The following is a 17,932-nucleotide window of genomic DNA, read 5'->3' as shown; positions in this document are numbered from 1 at the left end:
CACGCTGCCCCTCGGAGCTTCGCTCCGACCGTTCGACTCAAGAGTAGATTGAAGATCAGCAGATCTCCGTCTTGGCGATCTTGATCCCGAAACCTTCCAGGCCGACATAGTGCCGCTCGCGGCTGGTGAGCAGCTTGATCGAGCTGACGCCGAGATCCTTCAGGATCTGAGCACCGAGGCCGATTTCCAGCCATTCGCTATCCCGCGTCTGCGCTTCGGCATGCGCCTCGCGGCCGGCCTGGCGCGATTTGCGGCCGTTGTCGAAATGGCCGACGCCGACAGAGCCCTCACGCAGATAGACGATGATGCCGCGGCCCTCTTCGGCGATCTTTTTCATGTAGAAATCGACCGGGCTGTTCTTGCCGAAAATATCCTCGGCAACGTTCTCCGGATGCAGGCGGACCGGAATGTCGATACCGTCGCGGATGTCACCGAAGACAACGGCAAGGTGCTGCATTGGATCCCAGGGCAGCGAATAGGTATGGGCGCGCGCCTTGCCGAACGGAGTCTCGACATCAAAGCTGGCGCCGAGTTCGATCAGCGTTTCCTTCCGCTGGCGATAGGCGATGAGATCGGCGACCGAAACAAGCTTCAGCCCATGCTGCTCGGCGAAGCTCACCACCTGCTGACCGCGCGTGACGGTGCCATCGTCATTGACGAGCTCGCAGATGACGCCGATCGGCGGCAGGCCGGCAAGCTTGCAAAGATCGACCGCAGCTTCCGTATGGCCCGAACGCATCAGCACGCCACCTTCGCGGGCAACGAGCGGGAAGATATGGCCGGGGCGGACGAAATCTGTGGGACCGACATTCGGGTTGGCGAGGTTGCGCACCGTCAGCGTGCGGTCGTCGGCGGAAATACCGGTCGTGGTCCCATGCTTGAAGTCGACGGAAACGGTGAAGGCCGTCGTATGTGCTGAGTCGTTTTCTGCGACCATGGCATTGAGGTTGAGCCGCTTGGCTTCTTCGCGCGGCATCGGCGTGCAGACGATACCAGAGGTGTGGCGAACGATGAAGGCCATCTTGTCGGGCGTGCAGTGTACGGCGGCAACGATCAGGTCGCCTTCGTTTTCGCGGTCGTTATCGTCCATGACGACGACGATCTCGCCGGCTTCGAAAGCCCGGATGGCATCGACAACGCGCTTCTGGTCATACGGCATCTCGAAATTCCTATCTCTGCTGGCCTGTCTGGCCGCGATCTCTCAGATAATGGTCGGCAACCGCGCAGGCAACCATGGCTTCGCCGATCGGCACCGCACGAATGCCGACGCATGGATCGTGGCGGCCCTTGGTGCGCACATCGACGTTGTTGCCATCGGCATCGATCGACTGGCGTTCCGTCAGGATCGACGAAGTCGGCTTGATGGCAAAGCGTGCGACGATGGGCTCGCCTGTGGAAATACCGCCCAGGATGCCGCCGGCGTGATTGGACAGGAAAATGCGCTTGCCGTCATTGCCCATCCGCATGGCATCGGCATTTTCCTCGCCTGTGAGTTCGGCGGAGGCGAAGCCTTCCCCGATTTCGACGCCCTTGACGGCGTTGATCGACATCAGCAGCGAGGCGATATCCTGATCGAGCTTGCCGTAGATCGGCGCGCCAAGCCCGGCCGGCACGCCTTCGGCCACGACTTCGACGACTGCGCCGATCGAGGAGCCTGCCTTGCGGATGCCGTCGAGATACTCTTCCCACACCGGCACGATTTCCGGATCCGGCGCGAAGAAAGGATTTTGGTCGACCTGGGCCCAGTCCCAATTGGCACGGTTGATCTTATGCTTGCCGATCTGCACCAGCGCGCCGCGGATGGTCACGCCGGGCACGACGAGACGGGCGATGCCGCCGGCGGCGACACGCGCTGCTGTCTCGCGGGCCGAGGAGCGCCCGCCGCCACGATAGTCGCGAATGCCGTATTTGACGTCATAGGTATAGTCGGCATGGCCGGGACGATAGCGTCGGGCGATTTCGCCATAATCCTTCGAACGCTGGTCGGTATTCTCGATCAGCATCGAGATCGGCGTTCCGGTCGAGATCATCGTCTCGCCGTCCTCATCGAGCATGACGCCGGACAGAACCTTCACGAGATCGTCCTCGCGCCGCTGCGTGACGAAGCGCGATTGCCCCGGCTTGCGCTTGTCGAGCCAGGTCTGAATGTCCTGCAGCTTGAAACGGAGGCCCGGAGGGCAGCCGTCGACGACGCAGCCGAGCGCCGGGCCGTGGCTTTCGCCCCAGGTGGTGACGCGGAAGAGGTGACCGAATGTGTTATGCGACATGTAAAACGACCGGATTAGCGCAGCCTGACGGCAGGCCGCGTCTTGTCACTTGCAATTGCGGCCCACTCATAGGCCAAAATTCTGACAAGACAAAATCTTTCTTTCAGTTGCCTCGGAAACGGCGCTCAGCCATTTTCTTCCTCAAGCATCGGCATGGTAAACAAAGATTAATCCGAATTGTGGATTGTGACGATGCATTCACCAATTGGGCGGGCGAAGTCATTATTGGGGGCAACTTCCGCCATATTCGACGTGTTTTCTAGGCCGCATAAGAAATCATAATCAATTTACCTGAAGGGTGACGACGATGCGCTTCTTTGTAGCGACGCTTTTGGCCACGGCAAGCCTGCTTGCTCCTGTCGCTGGTTTTGCTGAGAGCGCGGATGTCGAGGCCGTCATCAAGAAGGTCGATGCGAAGAACTTCAATATCACGCTGGATGACGGCAAGAGCTATCAGGTGCCGGAGGATTTCGATTTCAGCGGCCTGCAGGCCGGTGTGAAGGTCGTGGTCTTCTATACGGAAGTCGACGGCAAGCGCGTCGTCAACGATCTTGATATCGTCCAATAAATCCCGGCTTGGCCAGGCACTCACCCGGTGCGGGTGAAATCCAGAGTTTTCGATCGATCGATTTTAGGCGTTCTCCGAAATAACGGTCCCCGGCCTAATCCCAAACCGCGTTACATCCAGCCAATGATCTTCATTTCCGGATCGACTTTCAGGATCTGGTCCTGATGGATGGGGATTTCGGCCGCCTCTTCCTTTTCGACATCCCCGATCAGGCGAAACAGCGTGCGTATGACGCCGCCATGCGTGACGCAGACCGTCGGACGGTCGATGGACGTCAGCCAGGCGCCAACGCGCCAGGAGAGGATTTCGTAGCTTTCGGCATCATCGCCAGGCGGGATGAAATCCCATTTGTTGGCCTTGCGCTCGGCAAGACGGTCAGGCTCGGTCGCCTTCAATTCCTTGAGAGTAAAGCCTTCCCAGGCCCCGAAGGACACTTCGACCAACCTGTCGTCAGTGCCGTAGTCCTTGGGCGGCAGCCCCATCGCCTGCCGGACGATTTCCATGGTTTCGCGGGTACGCCGCAACGGGCTTGCAACGAAATCGAAGGGGATGTTTTCGAAGGCGAGGATTTCCGCAAGATCGACGCCGTTCTGCCGCGCCTGTTCGCGACCGATGGCGTTCAGATCGATATCCTTCTGCCCCTGCAGCCGGCGCTCGGCATTCCAGTCGGTCTGACCGTGGCGTATCACATAGAGGATGGGCGACACGGTCAGATTCCTGTTAGTCAGTCCTTCGCGACGGAAATGTCGGGCGCGTCCACGGCCTTCATGCCGACCGTGTGATAGCCGGAATCGACGTGGTGGATTTCGCCGGTCACGGCCGTCGACAGATCCGACAGCAGGTAGAGGGCGGAATTGCCGACTTCGTCGATCGTGACAGTCCGCTTCAACGGCGCGTTGTACTCGTTCCACTTCAGGATGTAGCGGAAGTCGCCGATGCCGGACGCTGCGAGCGTCTTGATCGGGCCTGCCGAGATCGCGTTGACGCGGATGCCGCGGCTGCCGAGATCGACTGCGAGGTAGCGTACGCTTGCTTCGAGAGCGGCCTTGGCGACGCCCATGACGTTGTAATGCGGCATGACCTTCTCCGCACCGTAATAGGTGAGGGTGATCATGGAGCCTCCGTCATTCATGATTCGCTCGGCGCGCTGCGCAACCGCCGTGAAGGAATAGACGGAGATGTCCATCGTCTTCGTGAAATTGTCACGGCTGGTATCGAGATAACGGCCGGTCAGCTCGTCCTTGTCGGAAAACGCAATGGCATGCACGACGAAATCGATCTTGCCCCATTTCGCCTCGAGCGTGTCCATGACGGCATCGATCGTTGCCGGCTCGGTCACGTCGCAATGGCCGGCCATGAAGGCGCCGAGTTCCTGAGCGAGCGGCTCGACGCGCTTCTTCAGGGCATCGCCCTGCCATGTCAATGCGATTTCGGCTCCGGCATCCGAGCAGGCCTTGGCAATACCCCACGCTATCGAACGGTTGTTTGCTACGCCGAGGATGACGCCGCGTTTGCCTGCCATGAGGCCAGTGGCTTGAGCCATATTATGCTCCCTTGAACTTTAGATGAACCTGCCTATGGCATAGGCCGACCCCCGGTTCAAGCATCGTAAAGATCATCAACTGTTAGGGATCGTAACAAAGGGTGCTGTTGTCACCAAAATTTCACAGGAAAAACCCTTCGCGCATACTCCGCATGAGATCCGTGACCTTGTCGTCGGGTTTTTCCCAGAGCATCAGCCGCAATTCGACAATGAGATCGCCTTTTGCGCCATTGCCGTTGGGCAATCCCTCACCGGAAATGCGAATGATCTGATCCGAACCGGACCATGCCGGCACCGTGATCCTGACCGGCCCGTTCAATCCCTCGACGGTTGTCTCGCAGCCAAGGACCGCATTTTCGATGCTGACAGGCAATATGGTGCGCACATCGCTGCCTTCGAGCGTGAAGCGCCCGTCGGTCGACAGATGCACAGTGACGGCGACATCGCCGCGCAGCATGCCCTGCAGTTTCAGCCCCTGGCCCTTGAGGTGCAGCACCTGACCGTTGGAGATATCCGTCGTTGCCTGAAAGCGCGCCTCGCGGCCATCGGGCAGCGGCACGATGATCCAACGGCTCTTCAGCATGTCGTCGAGCGTCACCGTGGCTTCGGCAGCGACCTCCGGGGTTTTTTCCGGTGGCTTTTCGGGTACATTGCCGCCCGTGATGCGCCGCACCAGGGAGCCGAGGATGCCGAAGGCCGAGCGCGAGCCGGCCGACGCGGAGACCGCTGCGTACTGCTCTTCTTCCATCTGCAGCTCTTCCGATGCTGCGGTAGTGGGCTGTTCCCGCGGCTTTTCCGCCTGTTGTGCGCCGACATCAGCCGTGGCTTGTGCCTGCTGCGCCTGGCCGGTCTTCACTCCGAAAATACGCTCGACCATATCTTCCGGCGATTCGGCGGCATTACCATGTTGGCCGGATGCCGCCGAGGCTGCTGCCTTGCGGGCATTGGCCCGGGCGAGCTCTTCCATGATCTTGTCGGCATTGGCACGCGCGGCCTTGGCTCGTTCGGCGGCCTCCCGTGCCGCCTGCCGCTGCTGTATGATCGTCTGTTCCTGGCTCTGGCCCTTCGCCTCGGCCATACGCGCGATCTGATCGTAACGGCTGCGCTTCTGGGGATCCTTCAACGTCTCGTAAGCACGGCCGATTTCGGCAAATCGCTCCGAAGCCGTCGGATCGCCAGGATTGTGATCGGGATGAGCAGTCTTTGCCAGATTGCGCCAGGCGGATTTGATTTCGTCCGCCCCCGCATCCTTTCTAACGCCCAGCACCTTATACGGATCCCGCATCTTTCCCGCCATCATTCGTGGGTGTGCCCAGCCCCATCGCAGCACCCCAAGCAAAGAACCAATTGATAGCGCTTCGCCGTCCTGCTTCCTGTCATGGGAGGCAAGGGTGATGCGCCGATGAGCCGATCCTGCGGGAAGAGTTGCTAATCAGGCGTTACGGCGGAGAGGGGCAGCAGATCCCCATTTCGGGGCATGGTTAGCCAATCGCTAACAGGCGGTGCCAAAATCGCAGTCGGACGGAGAGCGCAGATGTCAACATCACGCGTACGGAAGCAAAAATGTTTTGGAGGCGATGGAAACAGGAGAAGGGCGATCAGCCCGCCTGCTGGAAGCTCAGCAACTGCCATTCGCCGAGGCCGACAAGGCAAGTCCTGCCAGAGAAGTTGGCAACACCCTGATAGGAATGCCGGCTCGTACGGAATTGGCGGCAGACCACGCCGGATGCATTGCTTTCGACAATCGTGTCGATGACGCCGGCGCTGCCGGTCGAGGTGTTTGCCCAGGGTATCGGCTGTCCGTTGAGCTTATTGAGATCCGCCGAGGTGACGGCATTGCGCACTGTGGTCTCGTCGGAGATGCTGTCCGCTGTCACCGGTGCCGTCGGCACGGTGCCTGTCGATACGCTGCGATCCACTTTGGCCGAGCTCAGGTAGTCCATGCCGCCGCCGACGCAGCCGCCAAGGGTGAAAAGGGAGGTGAGGGCGACAGCCATCGTTACGCCTTTTGCAAGCTTGCGCTTTGTATGACCGATCGACTTTGCTATGACTTCCACCCGAACTTCTTGGCCAGCCAGAGGGGCCGGCGGTTATTAGGAATTGCGGAGCTTTTGAATTAATATGTCGGAAAACGAGTTAACAAGCGGTGACTTCACCGAGCAGAACGAACCTTTCAGCCTCTTTGCGTCCTGGCTGCGTGAGGCGGAGACCACCGAACCGAACGATCCGAATGCGGTAGCGCTGGCAACGGTGGATAAGGATGGTTTGCCAAATGTCCGCATGGTTCTTCTGAAAGGTTTCGATAGCGACGGATTCGTATTCTATACAAATTTCGAGAGCCAGAAAGGCCAAGAAATTCTTTCCCAGAAGAAAGCCGCCATGTGCTTCCACTGGAAGTCGCTGCGTCGCCAGGTGCGTTTGCGTGGCCTGGTTGAAGTGGTGAGCGATAAGGAAGCCGACGAATATTATAAGACAAGACCCCGCGGCAGCCGCATCGGGGCATGGGCCTCAAAGCAGTCGCGCCCTCTGGAAGGCCGCTTCGCGCTCGAAAAGGCCGTCGCCGAATATACCGCTCGTTACGCGATCGGCGATATTCCGCGCCCGCCTTATTGGTCCGGCTTCCGCATCCGGCCGCTGTCGATCGAATTTTGGCACGACCGCCAGTTCCGACTGCACGATCGTATCGAATTTCGTCGCGATGTGCCCGAAGGCGCCTGGCAAAAGGTGCGGATGTATCCGTAAACCTTATGCCGGCTCCCGGCGCCCCATCAGCCGCATGGGGATGCCGGATGCAAGCGCCGACGCATAGCGGGGCTTCTGGTAATGGCCGTTCAGCGATAGCCGCGGCAGCAGCAGCGGTGCATTGCCATTTGTCGTCGTGATCGTGCCGGGGCGCGTGGTGACGCCGACGGAAAAGCCGAGCTCTGCCGCAAGCCGGCCCTCGCGCGGCGAGACGGCCTCGTTCGTGCCATAGGGGTAGGCGATTGTGGTTGGCCGCTTTCCGGTAATGTCGGCGACATAATCGGCCGAGAGTGCTATTTCCGCGGCCGCCTCCGCCTCGGGGAGCCTTGCCAATGCTCGATGGCTCACCGCATGGGCGCCGAGCGAAGCAAGCGGATGGCGCGCGAGCTGCCGCAATTCGTTCCGATCCATGATCGATGCACGGACGATGTCGAGCGGCTCCAGGCCATGACGCCGGGCAAGCTCATCGATCCGGCCGACGGCTTCGCTTTCTTCGTCGCTGTGGACGAAAGCGGCGAAGCGGGCGAATGCGGCATGCCTCTGGCTGTCCTTGCCGAGTGGCAGAAACTCGTCTCCTGATCCGAAATCGAATGTCACCCGATCCAGCCGGCTAAGCAGCTCGGCCAGCGTCTCCCACCATATGCTATGGGTCCGCTCCGAAAGCCCCTGGGCGACGAAGACGGTGAAGGGCACATTGTGGCGCGCGAAGATTGGCAGAGCGTGGTCAAGATTGTCCCGGTTGCCGTCATCGAGCGTGAGGGCGACGAAGGGTGGTCTGCCGGCAGCCTCTTTTGCCCGTGACGGAAGAGCGTCGAGTGCGATGAACTCGTAACCGTCTTGTTTCAGCCGTGCGATCGCCTGATCGAGAAAGTCGGGCGAGACCTCCAGATGCGCATTGGGCGCAAAACGGCGGGGGAGGGCAGGGCGGACGTGATGAAGGGTGAAGATAGCGCCGAGGCGGGCAACGTCGCGCATTAGCCCCGCACCCTTCAAGATTGCGGCGGCTTCCAGTCCGCTTGAGATCATCGTGCGCTTGAGGCGGACCTTGATGCCCTGTTCCATGCGGCTCGACCCGGTTGACCAATGTCAACGCTGTAGCGCATCCCCGTTAAACCTTACTGAATCTTTGTCATAATTTCCAATGCGTTAATGCTTATTTTACCAGGAAAGGCAAAATTGAAGAACTATCGAGGCTGTTGCCTCAATATCGCACCGGTATCAGGCTTTTTGTCGCAAAATCGTACAGGGATTGATGCGGTGTGTTGGCATTCTTTCGGTTGGGGACAATTATGAAACGACTTCTGATGGCTTTGTCTGCGGCCGTCTTGCTGTTGAGCGCTCCCGTGGCGAGCTTCGCTGGCAGCGCCTATTTCATCATGGATGCAAAGACCGGCAACGTGCTGGCATCCAGCAATGCGGATGACCTCAACCATCCGGCATCGCTGACCAAGATGATGACACTATACATGACCTTCGAAGCGATCCACCGCGGCAAGCTGAGCTGGAATACCCGGATCCCGGTTTCGCGCTTCGCCTCTGCCAAGCCGCCCACCAAGCTGGGCCTCAAGCCCGGCGGCACGGTGACCGTCCGCGAAGCCGTCGATGGCATGATCATCAAGTCCGCCAACGACGCCGCAACCGCCATGGCGGAAGCACTTGGCGGCAGCGAAAGCGGCTTTGCGCGGATGATGACGCAGAAGGCGCGCGAACTCGGCATGCGCCGCACCACCTTCCTGAATGCCTCGGGTCTTCCGAACATGCAGCAGTGGACGACGGCGCGAGATATGTCGACGCTCGCCGTCGCGCTCATCAACAACTATCCCCAGGAATACCGGCTCTTCTCGCAGACGAGCTTTAACTACCGCGGCCATTACGTGCGCGGCCATAACAATCTGATGTATCGCTATGAAGGCATGGACGGTATCAAGACCGGCTATACCAATGCCTCCGGCTTCAACCTCGTCAGCGCCGTGCGCCAGGGCAATCGCCGCGTGATCGGCGTCGTCATGGGCGGCGCCACCGCGCGTGGCCGCGATGCGATGATGGCATCGCTGTTGGATCGTTATGTGCCCAAGGCAAGCCCCGTCGCGACATCGCGTCTGCTGGCGAGCGTCGGCGGGGGCAAGATGGCCAAGCAGATTGAAGTGGCGTCTGTATCGGACGATGTTGCCGTGGATGTCGACACGCAGACCACCGCAGCCACCCCGCGCAAACGCGCAGAGGTCGTTCCGATGGCATTCGCTGCCGCCTCGAACGTCACCGTGCCGATGGATCGCCCGGCTGCGATGGACGAGATCCTCGTCGACAACAAGCAGCCGGCAACCGCCAGCAAGCCGGTGGTATCCGGAAGCTGGCAAGTGCAAATCGCGGCGACGCCGACCGCCCAGGCTGCCAAGGATATTCTCTCGGAAGCGAAGTCCAAGGCCGGCAATGCGCTCGCCAATGCCTCGCCCTATACCGAGGCCGTCGGCAAGGGTGCCAGCACGGTCTATCGCGCCCGCTTCACCGGCTTTGCAAGCCGCGACGATGCGAATTCCGCCTGCTCTGCTTTGAAGCGTAAGGACTTCGATTGCATGCTGCTGCCGAGCAAGGGCTGAGCGTAATCTTGAATTGGATAAACACGAGCCGGCGGAGCGATCTCCGCCGGCTCGACTTTTTGACGGGAATCGTTCATTGATGTCTAGAACATAAAGGGAACGATTTCGATGCTGAAAGATCTGATGGAGCAATTCGAAACGGCTTCGGCACGCTACGCCGCCGATAACGGCATGGAGCGTGACGACGATTGGTTCGTGCTGAAACTCCAGGAGGAGATGGGCGAGCTGATCCAGATCTGGAACAAGGTCACCGGCCGTGGGCGGCGCAAGGGCATGAGCGATGCGGAACTGGCGACCGCACTTGCCGACGAAACGGCCGATGTGCTCGGCCACATTCTTTTATTCGCGCATCGCAACGGCCTGGATTTGACCGCTGCGGTGGAGCGCAAATGGCGTTTTCGTCCCGAGGCGTGATAAGCGCCTCAAGAACGATTAGGTCTTGGTGCCGCCCACCGTGATCTGGTCCATGCGCAAATGCGGCTGACCAACGCCGACCGGAACCCATTGGCCGGCCTTGCCGCAATTGCCGATCCCGGTATCGAGCTTCATGTCGTTGCCGATCATCGAAACGCGCTTCATCGCATCCGGGCCGTTGCCGATCAGCATCGCGCCCTTGATCGGAGCGCCGAGCTTGCCGTCCTCGATGAGATAGGCTTCCGTGCAGCCGAAGACGAACTTGCCTGAGGTGATATCCACCTGGCCACCGCCGAAGGAAACGGCATAGATGCCCTTCTTCACCGAGGCGATGATTTCCTCCGGCGTCTTGTCGCCGCCGAGCATATAGGTGTTGGTCATGCGCGGCATCGGCGTATGGGCATAGCCCTGGCGGCGGCCGTTGCCGGTCGCCTTCATGCCCATCAGCCGCGCATTCTGCCGGTCCTGCATGTAGCCGACCAGCTTGCCATTCTCGATCAGCACGTTGTAGGCCGATGGCGTGCCTTCGTCGTCCACGGTGATCGAGCCGCGGCGGTTCTCGATCGTGCCGTCATCGACGACGGTAACGCCGGGAGCGGCCACCATCTGGCCCATCAGGCCGGCGAAGGCCGATGTCTTCTTGCGGTTGAAGTCGCCTTCGAGCCCATGCCCGACGGCTTCGTGCAGCATGACGCCCGGCCAGCCGGAGCCGAGCACGACGTCCATTGTGCCGGCGGGTGCCTCGATCGCCTCCAGATTGACAAGCGCCTGACGCAGGGCCTCGTCGGCGCCGTAGTGCCAATTGTCCGCTGAGACGAAATCACCGAAGCCGATCCGGCCGCCGGTGCCGAAGGAGCCGGATTCCTGTCGGTCGCCGTCACCCACGATCACGGAGATATTGACGCGCGTCATCGGCCTCACATCGCGAACGCGATGACCGTCAGCGCGCAGAATGTCGACCACCTGCCAGCTGGCGGCGATGGATGCCGTCACCTGACGCACCTTCGCGTCCTTGTCGCGCAGATAGCTGTCGATCCGCTGCAGGAGCTTTGCCTTCTCCTCGAAACTCGGCGTGCCGATCGGGTTCTCGTCGCCATAGAGCACCTTGTTGGTGCGCTGAGGCGCGGCCGCGTAGGAGCCGGCATAGCCCGATGTCACCGCGCGCACCGCGTCGGCGGCGCGCTTCAATGCAGCCTCGGAAAGATCCCCCGCATGGGCGTAGCCCACCGCTTCGCCGGCGACGGCGCGAAGGCCGAAGCCCTGCTCGGTGTTGAAGCTGCCGCCCTTCATCCGGCCATTGTCGAATGTCAGCGATTCCGCCTGGACATGCTCGACGAAGAGCTCGCCGTCATCGGCGCCGGAAAGAGCTTCGGCAACGATGCCGCGCAGCTTGGCTTCATCGGCATCAAAAAGTGTAAGGAGATCGGTATTCATGGATCAGGTGCTCCGTTCAGAGCCGATGTAGGCTTCGCACCGCGCAAGAGCAAGCCCATCCGGTCAGGGAAGGGCGTCGTAGCCGTCCGCAAAGCCCTTCAAATCCACAGGGATGCCGATGCCTTCTTCCGGCGACTGGAAGACGATGAAGGTTGCTGTGGCGCCGCTACGCAGCGTCTTCAGCAACTGGTCCTCCAGCACGACTTCTGCATAGCAGCCATCGGAGAAGCAGCGCACGAAATAGGCGCGGCCGATATCCTTGCCGTCGATATTGAGGCCGAGACCGTTCGGAAGCAGCACGCCGAGCGGCGCCAGTACGCGCAGGATCTTGGACTTGCGGTCAGCCGTCTTCAGCACGACGACGGACAGACCGATTTCCGGACGATCCTCGGCGATCACGTTCTGCATCAGCGCGCACTGCTCGGTCGCCGCACCTGCCGGCTTGTCGCACACGACGGACCAAGCGCCGTGGCTGGACCGGACCGTACCCGGCGGTTGCGGAACCTGGCTTGTTGGCACTTGCTGCGTATGCGGCTGCTGCTGGCCCGGCTGGCCCGGCTGCAACTGTTGGGTCTGCTGCGCCGGCGGCTGAGTCTGCTGGCCCTGCTGCGCCCATGCGGGTGCGGCAACTGCGGCAGCGACGCTGCCGGTAAGGAGCAAAAGCCGGGCGAGGGAACGAAAACCCATGGAAACCTCTAGATTCGAATCAGTGCCGCTATTGTTGAAGCCCAGGCCGGCAAATGAAAAGCCCCGGCTGCTGGATTCCAACCGACTACGGCGGAAATACGACGTCTACTCCATTTTGTCCCGGCGGCGCCATGGACCGCGATGCAATTTTTCGTATGATGATGAAATGCTTGCCATGTCCGCGACAAGCAGAGGGGGATATTCGCGCAAAAATGCCGCACTAACAAATGTCGTGAGTTGTTGCGGAGCACCCCAAACTGTGGTTTGAAGCGCAATGGATTGTAGGGATACTGCGTTTGAGGAAGATCTGGGATCAAACGCTGGAGGGAGAGACATCGTGATGAAAAGAGCTTACGCGGCTCTGGCGGCTATGATCTGTCTGCTTTTTGCGACAGGTAGCTACGCCGATCAGCCGAGACCTTGGGAAACCGGTATGCAGCAGGCGGCGACCGGCAACATGCATCAAATCCGCTGGTTTGAGGCATACACGCTTTGGTTTATCATTCCGATCACGCTGCTTGTTCTGGTCCTGCTGGTGGTGGTCATGGTCAAGTTCCGGGCGTCCAAGAACCCGGTTCCGTCCAAGACGAGCCACAACACGCTGATCGAAGTCGTCTGGACCATCGGACCGGTCCTCATTCTTCTCTTCCTGGCTATCCCCTCCTTCAATCTTCTGACCGATCAGCTGACGTTCCCGGAAAAGACGGATGTCACCGTCAAGGCGACGGCGACGCAATGGCAGTGGAATTATGAATATGGGGGCAGTGGCGCGACGCCGGTCGCCTTCGATTCCTTCATGCTGAAGGAGCAGGACCGCGCCGCCGCCGGCAAGGACGACAAGTCGAAATATCCGCGGCTGCTCGCCGTCGATAACGAAATGGTCGTTCCCGTCGGCAAGAACGTGCGCCTTCTCATCACCGCCGCACCGACCGACGTCATCCATTCCTTCGCCTTGCCTGCATTTGGTGTCAGGATTGACGCCATTCCGGGCCGTCTGAACGAAACCTGGTTCAATGCCGACCGCGAAGGCCTGTACTATGGACAGTGTTCCGAGCTCTGCGGCAAGGATCACTCTTTCATGCCGATCGCCATCCGTGTCGTCTCCGACGATCAGTACAAGCAGTGGCTTGCCGCTGCTGCAACCGATGTCGGCAAGGCGAACAAGGCTCTGATGGCCGCCGTCGACCAACCGACGACCGTCAAGGTCGCGGAAAACACGGCGAAGTAAGAGGGTAGGAACAATGGCTGGATCCAAGGCACACGACGATCACTCGCATGATCTTCACGACGCCCACGCGCACGACGATCATCACGCACACAAGCAATCTTTCGCTGATCGTTGGCTGTTTTCGACGAATCACAAAGACATCGGCACGCTCTATCTGATCTTCGCGATCTTTGCGGGCGTGATCGGCTTCCTCCTTTCCGTTGCTATCCGCATGGAATTGCAGGAGCCCGGCATCCAGATCTTCAGCGGTCTGGCATCGATGGTCTATGGCTTTTCGGGTGATGCCGCCATCGATGGCGGCAAGCAGATGTACAACGTCTTCGTCACCGCCCACGCGCTGATCATGATCTTCTTCATGGTCATGCCGGCGATGATCGGCGGCTTTGCCAACTGGATGGTGCCGATCATGATCGGCGCGCCGGATATGGCTTTCCCGCGCCTCAACAACATCTCCTTCTGGCTGCTCGTTCCGGCCTTCCTGCTGCTCATCCTCTCGATGTTCGTCGAAGGCCCGGCAGGCGCTTACGGCGCGGGCGGCGGCTGGACGATGTATGTGCCACTGTCAGGTACGGTCGGCCATCCCGGCCCGGCGATTGATCTGGTTATCTTCGCGCTGCATATCGCCGGTGCCTCCTCGATCCTCGGTGCGATCAACTTCATCACCACGATCCTGAACATGCGCGCTCCCGGCATGACGCTGCACAAGATGCCGCTGTTTGCCTGGTCGGTTCTGATCACCGCCTTCCTGCTGCTTCTGTCGCTCCCGGTTCTCGCCGGCGCCATCACCATGCTGTTGACCGACCGCAATTTCGGCACGACCTTCTTTGCGCCGGAAGGCGGCGGTGACCCGCTGCTCTACCAGCACCTCTTCTGGTTCTTCGGCCATCCGGAAGTCTACATTCTGATCCTGCCCGGTTTCGGCATGATCAGCCACATCATCTCGACCTTCTCGCGCAAGCCGATCTTCGGCTATCTCGGCATGGCCTACGCCATGGTCGCGATTGGCGCCGTCGGCTTCGTCGTCTGGGCCCACCACATGTATGTGACCGGCCTGTCGCTCGACACGCAGCGTTACTTCGTCTTCGCGACGATGGTCATCGCCGTTCCGACAGGCGTCAAAGTCTTCTCATGGATTGCGACGATGTGGGGTGGTTCGATCCAGTTCCGCACGCCGATGATCTGGGCGCTCGGCTTCATCTTCCTGTTCACGCTCGGCGGCGTAACCGGCGTCCAGCTCGCCAATGCCGGCCTCGACCGCGAACTGCATGCGACTTACTTCGTTGTGGCACACTTCCACTATGTTCTGTCGCTTGGCGCCGTCTTCGCCATCTTCGCCGCCTGGTACTACTGGTTCCCGAAGATGACCGGCTACATGTACAATGAACGGATCGGCAACTGGCACTTCTGGATCACCTTCGTCGGTGTGAACATGGTGTTCTTCCCGCAGCACTTCCTGGGTCGTGCGGGCATGCCGCGCCGCTACATCGACTATCCGGATGCCTATGCCGGCTGGAACTTCGTCTCCTCCATCGGCTCCTATGTCGCAGCCGTTGGCCTTTGCTTCTTCTTCTGGGGCGTTATAGATGCCTTCGCAAAGAAACGCGTCGCAGGCGATAATCCCTGGGGTGAGGGCGCAACCACGCTCGAGTGGCAGCTGTCGTCGCCGCCGCCGCACCATCAGTGGGAAGAGCTGCCGCGCATCAAGTAGCTCATTTCCGGACGCCGTGATAAGCGGCGTCCGGTTCAACGGATAATTGGAAGAAAGAATGACGGTCATCGACAATCACGAAGCGCTCGCAAAGCAAGGCGATACCGGCCTGTCGGAAGCGGGTGCGCGCGATTATTTCGAGCTTCTGAAGCCGCGCGTGATGTCGCTGGTCGTCTTCACCGCCTTTACCGGCCTCGTATTGGCTCCCGGCCATATCAACCCCGTTCTCGGCTTCATCGCGATCCTCTGCATTGCGGTCGGCGCGGGCGCATCCGGCGCCTTGAACATGTGGTACGACGCCGATATCGATGCCGTCATGACCCGCACCAAGAGCCGGCCGATACCTTCGGGCCGTATCAATCCATCGGAAGCGCTGGCCTTCGGCCTGGTGCTGTCGGGCTTTTCGGTGACGATCCTCGGTCTTGCGATCAACTGGCTTTCCGCCGGCATTCTCGCCTTCACGATTTTCTTCTATGCCGTCGTCTACACGATGTGGCTGAAGCGCTCGACGCCGCAGAACATCGTCATCGGCGGTGCTGCCGGCGCTTTCCCGCCCGTCATCGGCTGGGCATGCGTCACAGGCAGCGTGCCGGTCGAGAGCATCGTGCTCTTCCTCATTATCTTCCTCTGGACGCCGGCCCATTTCTGGGCGCTGGCACTCTTCAAGATGGGGGATTACGAGGCCGTCGGCGTGCCGATGCTGCCGAATGTCTCGGGCATCCCAACAACGAAGAATCAGATCGTCGTCTATGCGGTGCTGACCGCCATCTTCGGCGTCGTGCCGGCTTTCATGGGCTTTGCGAGCTTCGGCTATGGCGTCGTTGCAGCGGTGCTGGGTGCGATCTTCGTGCACTGTTCCATCGCCGTCTGGCGCATGGCCGATGGCGACGTGAAGATGGTGCCGGCAAAGAAGCTCTTCGGCTTTTCCATTTTCTATCTCTTTGCGATCTTTTCCGCGCTGCTGATCGACCGGCTCGTTGCCGTGCTGATTTCGGGTGGTGCCGGAGGCTGGCTATGATAGAGCTCGTCAAGCTGACTGAGGCGCAGAAGAAGTCGCGGCGAGGGCGCAATATCGCGCTCGGCCTCGTACTTGCCGGTCTGGTGGTGCTGTTCTACGCGATCACCATCATCAAGGTCGGTTCCGGACACGTTTGAGGAGGCGTCATGGAGGGGGAGGTCACAAAAAGCACGAGGAACGGCACCCGTAGCAACGGGATGATCGTTGCCATGTGCCTGAGCTTCGTCGTCGGCATGAGCGCTATGTGCGCCGCCGCCGTGCCGCTCTATCGCATGTTCTGTCAGGTGACGGGCTATAACGGCACGACGCAGCGCGTCGAGCAGGTGTCGAACCTCGTCCTCGACAAGCAGATCCAGGTTTCCTTCGATGCCAACGTCGCGCCCGGCCTGCCATGGGATTTCAAGCCGCTGCAAAAGTCTGTAAGCCCGAAGATCGGCGAGACGGTCGAGGTCAAGTTCCAGATCGAGAACAAGTCGGACAAGATGGAGCGCGGCCAAGCGATCTTCAACGTCACGCCGCTCGAAGCCGGGGTCTATTTCAACAAGGTCCAGTGCTTCTGCTTCAACGAGACGGATCTCGCGCCCGGCGAAAAGCGCGAGATGTCAGTGGTTTTCTATGTCGATCCCGAGATCGCCAAGGCTCCGGAAACCAAGACGATCAACGCGCTGACACTGTCCTATACCTATTATCCACGGGAAGGCACAAAGCCCGTGGCATCCAATGACGGCGGTACGAAGCCGGTGGAAAAAAAGCTTTGATGGAGAGTGCTTTTCGGTCTGACCGGAAGCAATATGGGAAAAAGTTATTCGGGGATTGCTGATATGGCCGAAGTGCATCAGAGAAAACACGATTATCACATTATCGATCCCAGCCCGTGGCCGATCATTGCGGCCTTTGGGGCCTTCGTGATCACCTTCGGCGGTGTCTGCTTCATGCGTTACCTGAACGGTGGCGCGCTGCATCTGTTCGGAATCAATTTCGCCCAGCCCTGGCTCTTCTTCATCGGTCTCGCCGTGGTCCTCTATGTCATGTATGGCTGGTGGGCCGATACGATCAAGGAAGCACATGAGGGCGCGCATACCCGCGTCGTCTCGCTGCATCTGCGCTACGGCATGATCATGTTCATCGCTTCCGAAGTGATGTTCTTCGTTGCCTGGTTCTGGGCCTATTTCGATGTCAGCCTGTTCCCGAACGAGGCGATCCAGGCATCACGCACGGCCTTCCTTGGCGGCCAGTTCCCGCCGAAGGGCGTTGAGGTTCTCGACCCTTGGCACCTGCCGATCTACAACACCATCATCCTGCTGCTGTCGGGCACCACGGTCACCTGGGCACACCATGCGCTGCTGCACGGCGACCGCAAGGGGCTGATCCAGGGTCTGACGCTGACCGTGCTGCTTGGCGCGTTGTTCTCCTGCGTCCAGGCTTATGAATATGCCCACGCTCCATTCGCGTTCAAAAACTCGATCTATGGTGCGACCTTCTTCATGGCGACCGGCTTCCACGGTTTCCACGTTCTGATCGGGACGATCTTCCTGCTGGTCTGCCTGGTCCGCGCCATCCGGGGTGATTTCACGCCGAAGCAGCATTTCGGCTTCGAGGCGGCCGCCTGGTACTGGCATTTCGTCGACGTGGTCTGGCTGTTCCTGTTCTTCTGCATCTACATCTGGGGCAGCTGGGGCGCACCGCTTGCGGCGGGCTGATCGGTATCGATCTTTCGAAAAACAAA

At 60.1% G+C, this 17,932-nt stretch carries 19 protein-coding genes; 10 read left to right on the top strand and 9 right to left on the bottom strand.

Annotated elements, in window-relative coordinates:
• Window positions 1-55: 55 nt before the first annotated feature.
• Window positions 56-1,159, bottom strand: coding sequence for a 3,4-dihydroxy-2-butanone-4-phosphate synthase (gene ribB / locus FHT73_RS08325; RefSeq protein ID WP_112605961.1), 1,104 nt, complete (start codon window positions 1,157-1,159; stop codon window positions 56-58).
• 10 nt (window positions 1,160-1,169) lie between these two features.
• On the bottom strand, window positions 1,170-2,267 hold the full coding sequence (gene aroC, locus FHT73_RS08320) for a chorismate synthase (protein WP_183710893.1): 1,098 nt from the start codon (window positions 2,265-2,267) through the stop codon (window positions 1,170-1,172).
• A gap of 307 nt (window positions 2,268-2,574) precedes the next feature.
• Between aroC and FHT73_RS08315 the strand changes: the two genes are divergently transcribed.
• Entirely contained in the window at window positions 2,575-2,835 is a 261-nt protein-coding gene (locus FHT73_RS08315) for a DUF1344 domain-containing protein (protein ID WP_015339036.1), read from the top strand.
• A 110-nt stretch (window positions 2,836-2,945) separates the two neighbouring features.
• Here the strand turns inward: FHT73_RS08315 and FHT73_RS08310 are convergent, their stop codons facing one another.
• The 4 genes from FHT73_RS08310 to FHT73_RS08295 form a co-directional block, all read right to left on the bottom strand.
• Window positions 2,946-3,542 (bottom strand): histidine phosphatase family protein, encoded by a 597-nt coding sequence (locus FHT73_RS08310; protein WP_183710885.1) that lies wholly within the window; start codon window positions 3,540-3,542, stop codon window positions 2,946-2,948.
• Window positions 3,543-3,559: 17 nt separating this feature from the next.
• A complete protein-coding gene (fabI, locus tag FHT73_RS08305) occupies window positions 3,560-4,378 on the bottom strand; it encodes an enoyl-ACP reductase FabI (protein WP_015339039.1) in 819 nt (272 codons plus the stop codon).
• Between the two features lie 121 nt (window positions 4,379-4,499).
• Window positions 4,500-5,663, bottom strand: coding sequence for a DnaJ domain-containing protein (locus FHT73_RS08300; protein ID WP_112335489.1), 1,164 nt, complete (start codon window positions 5,661-5,663; stop codon window positions 4,500-4,502).
• Between the two features lie 313 nt (window positions 5,664-5,976).
• Window positions 5,977-6,375 (bottom strand): RT0821/Lpp0805 family surface protein, encoded by a 399-nt coding sequence (locus tag FHT73_RS08295; RefSeq protein WP_210290272.1) that lies wholly within the window; start codon window positions 6,373-6,375, stop codon window positions 5,977-5,979.
• A 124-nt stretch (window positions 6,376-6,499) separates the two neighbouring features.
• On the opposite strand from FHT73_RS08295, the gene pdxH reads away from it, so the two are divergent.
• Window positions 6,500-7,120: a pyridoxamine 5'-phosphate oxidase gene (pdxH, locus tag FHT73_RS08290; protein WP_112605952.1), complete on the top strand. Its 621-nt coding sequence runs from the start codon at window positions 6,500-6,502 to the stop codon at window positions 7,118-7,120.
• Window positions 7,121-7,123: 3 nt separating this feature from the next.
• Here the strand turns inward: pdxH and FHT73_RS08285 are convergent, their stop codons facing one another.
• On the bottom strand, window positions 7,124-8,182 hold the full coding sequence (locus tag FHT73_RS08285) for a polysaccharide deacetylase family protein (RefSeq protein WP_183710881.1): 1,059 nt from the start codon (window positions 8,180-8,182) through the stop codon (window positions 7,124-7,126).
• 227 nt (window positions 8,183-8,409) lie between these two features.
• Between FHT73_RS08285 and FHT73_RS08280 the strand changes: the two genes are divergently transcribed.
• On the top strand, window positions 8,410-9,717 hold the full coding sequence (locus tag FHT73_RS08280) for a D-alanyl-D-alanine carboxypeptidase family protein (protein WP_183710872.1): 1,308 nt from the start codon (window positions 8,410-8,412) through the stop codon (window positions 9,715-9,717).
• A 108-nt stretch (window positions 9,718-9,825) separates the two neighbouring features.
• The gene (locus FHT73_RS08275; RefSeq protein WP_112605943.1) at window positions 9,826-10,131 is read left to right on the top strand and encodes a pyrophosphatase; all 306 of its coding nucleotides are present in this window, start codon (window positions 9,826-9,828) and stop codon (window positions 10,129-10,131) included.
• A gap of 18 nt (window positions 10,132-10,149) precedes the next feature.
• Here the strand turns inward: FHT73_RS08275 and tldD are convergent, their stop codons facing one another.
• Together tldD and FHT73_RS08265 are read right to left on the bottom strand one after the other, a co-directional pair.
• Complete coding sequence (gene tldD / locus FHT73_RS08270; RefSeq protein ID WP_112605940.1) at window positions 10,150-11,565, bottom strand: metalloprotease TldD; 1,416 nt, start codon at window positions 11,563-11,565, stop codon at window positions 10,150-10,152.
• Window positions 11,566-11,628: 63 nt separating this feature from the next.
• Window positions 11,629-12,252 (bottom strand): invasion associated locus B family protein, encoded by a 624-nt coding sequence (locus tag FHT73_RS08265; protein ID WP_183710870.1) that lies wholly within the window; start codon window positions 12,250-12,252, stop codon window positions 11,629-11,631.
• Between the two features lie 340 nt (window positions 12,253-12,592).
• Between FHT73_RS08265 and coxB the strand changes: the two genes are divergently transcribed.
• From coxB to FHT73_RS08235, 6 genes are all read left to right on the top strand, one after another.
• Entirely contained in the window at window positions 12,593-13,480 is an 888-nt protein-coding gene (gene coxB, locus FHT73_RS08260) for a cytochrome c oxidase subunit II (protein WP_183711127.1), read from the top strand.
• A 13-nt stretch (window positions 13,481-13,493) separates the two neighbouring features.
• Entirely contained in the window at window positions 13,494-15,188 is a 1,695-nt protein-coding gene (gene ctaD / locus FHT73_RS08255; protein ID WP_112397979.1) for a cytochrome c oxidase subunit I, read from the top strand.
• A gap of 58 nt (window positions 15,189-15,246) precedes the next feature.
• Complete coding sequence (locus FHT73_RS08250) at window positions 15,247-16,206, top strand: heme o synthase (RefSeq protein WP_112397978.1); 960 nt, start codon at window positions 15,247-15,249, stop codon at window positions 16,204-16,206.
• Window positions 16,203-16,343 carry a hypothetical protein gene (locus FHT73_RS08245; protein WP_015339051.1) on the top strand — a complete coding sequence of 47 codons (141 nt, stop codon included), beginning with the start codon at window positions 16,203-16,205 and terminating at the stop codon, window positions 16,341-16,343. The genes FHT73_RS08250 and FHT73_RS08245 overlap by 4 nt, the downstream gene beginning before the upstream one ends.
• Window positions 16,344-16,352: 9 nt before the next feature.
• Window positions 16,353-16,964 (top strand): cytochrome c oxidase assembly protein, encoded by a 612-nt coding sequence (locus FHT73_RS08240; protein ID WP_183710869.1) that lies wholly within the window; start codon window positions 16,353-16,355, stop codon window positions 16,962-16,964.
• Window positions 16,965-17,027: 63 nt separating this feature from the next.
• Window positions 17,028-17,906, top strand: a complete 879-nt coding sequence (locus tag FHT73_RS08235; RefSeq protein WP_112335712.1) for a cytochrome c oxidase subunit 3 — start codon at window positions 17,028-17,030, stop codon at window positions 17,904-17,906.
• Window positions 17,907-17,932: the final 26 nt, after the last annotated feature.

The organism is Rhizobium sp. BK098 (assembly GCF_014193155.1).
Lineage (GTDB): Bacteria > Pseudomonadota > Alphaproteobacteria > Rhizobiales > Rhizobiaceae > Rhizobium.
The sequence above is the reverse complement of the archived record's forward strand: the minus strand, read 5'-3'. Positions and strand labels throughout refer to the sequence as shown.

What these genes read in the sequence shown, in the direction of transcription:
- ribB (WP_112605961.1), bottom strand. Translation starts at nt 1,159, where the DNA reads ATGCCGTATGACCAGAAGCGCGTTGTCGATGCCATCCGGGCTTTCGAA.
- aroC (WP_183710893.1), bottom strand. Translation starts at nt 2,267, where the DNA reads ATGTCGCATAACACATTCGGTCACCTCTTCCGCGTCACCACCTGGGGC.
- FHT73_RS08315 (WP_015339036.1), top strand. Translation starts at nt 2,575, where the DNA reads ATGCGCTTCTTTGTAGCGACGCTTTTGGCCACGGCAAGCCTGCTTGCT.
- fabI (WP_015339039.1), bottom strand. Translation starts at nt 4,378, where the DNA reads ATGGCTCAAGCCACTGGCCTCATGGCAGGCAAACGCGGCGTCATCCTC.
- FHT73_RS08300 (WP_112335489.1), bottom strand. Translation starts at nt 5,663, where the DNA reads ATGCGGGATCCGTATAAGGTGCTGGGCGTTAGAAAGGATGCGGGGGCG.
- FHT73_RS08295 (WP_210290272.1), bottom strand. Translation starts at nt 6,375, where the DNA reads ATGGCTGTCGCCCTCACCTCCCTTTTCACCCTTGGCGGCTGCGTCGGC.
- pdxH (WP_112605952.1), top strand. Translation starts at nt 6,500, where the DNA reads ATGTCGGAAAACGAGTTAACAAGCGGTGACTTCACCGAGCAGAACGAA.
- FHT73_RS08285 (WP_183710881.1), bottom strand. Translation starts at nt 8,182, where the DNA reads ATGGAACAGGGCATCAAGGTCCGCCTCAAGCGCACGATGATCTCAAGC.
- FHT73_RS08280 (WP_183710872.1), top strand. Translation starts at nt 8,410, where the DNA reads ATGAAACGACTTCTGATGGCTTTGTCTGCGGCCGTCTTGCTGTTGAGC.
- FHT73_RS08275 (WP_112605943.1), top strand. Translation starts at nt 9,826, where the DNA reads ATGCTGAAAGATCTGATGGAGCAATTCGAAACGGCTTCGGCACGCTAC.
- tldD (WP_112605940.1), bottom strand. Translation starts at nt 11,565, where the DNA reads ATGAATACCGATCTCCTTACACTTTTTGATGCCGATGAAGCCAAGCTG.
- FHT73_RS08265 (WP_183710870.1), bottom strand. Translation starts at nt 12,252, where the DNA reads ATGGGTTTTCGTTCCCTCGCCCGGCTTTTGCTCCTTACCGGCAGCGTC.
- coxB (WP_183711127.1), top strand. Translation starts at nt 12,593, where the DNA reads ATGAAAAGAGCTTACGCGGCTCTGGCGGCTATGATCTGTCTGCTTTTT.
- ctaD (WP_112397979.1), top strand. Translation starts at nt 13,494, where the DNA reads ATGGCTGGATCCAAGGCACACGACGATCACTCGCATGATCTTCACGAC.
- FHT73_RS08250 (WP_112397978.1), top strand. Translation starts at nt 15,247, where the DNA reads ATGACGGTCATCGACAATCACGAAGCGCTCGCAAAGCAAGGCGATACC.
- FHT73_RS08245 (WP_015339051.1), top strand. Translation starts at nt 16,203, where the DNA reads ATGATAGAGCTCGTCAAGCTGACTGAGGCGCAGAAGAAGTCGCGGCGA.
- FHT73_RS08240 (WP_183710869.1), top strand. Translation starts at nt 16,353, where the DNA reads ATGGAGGGGGAGGTCACAAAAAGCACGAGGAACGGCACCCGTAGCAAC.
- FHT73_RS08235 (WP_112335712.1), top strand. Translation starts at nt 17,028, where the DNA reads ATGGCCGAAGTGCATCAGAGAAAACACGATTATCACATTATCGATCCC.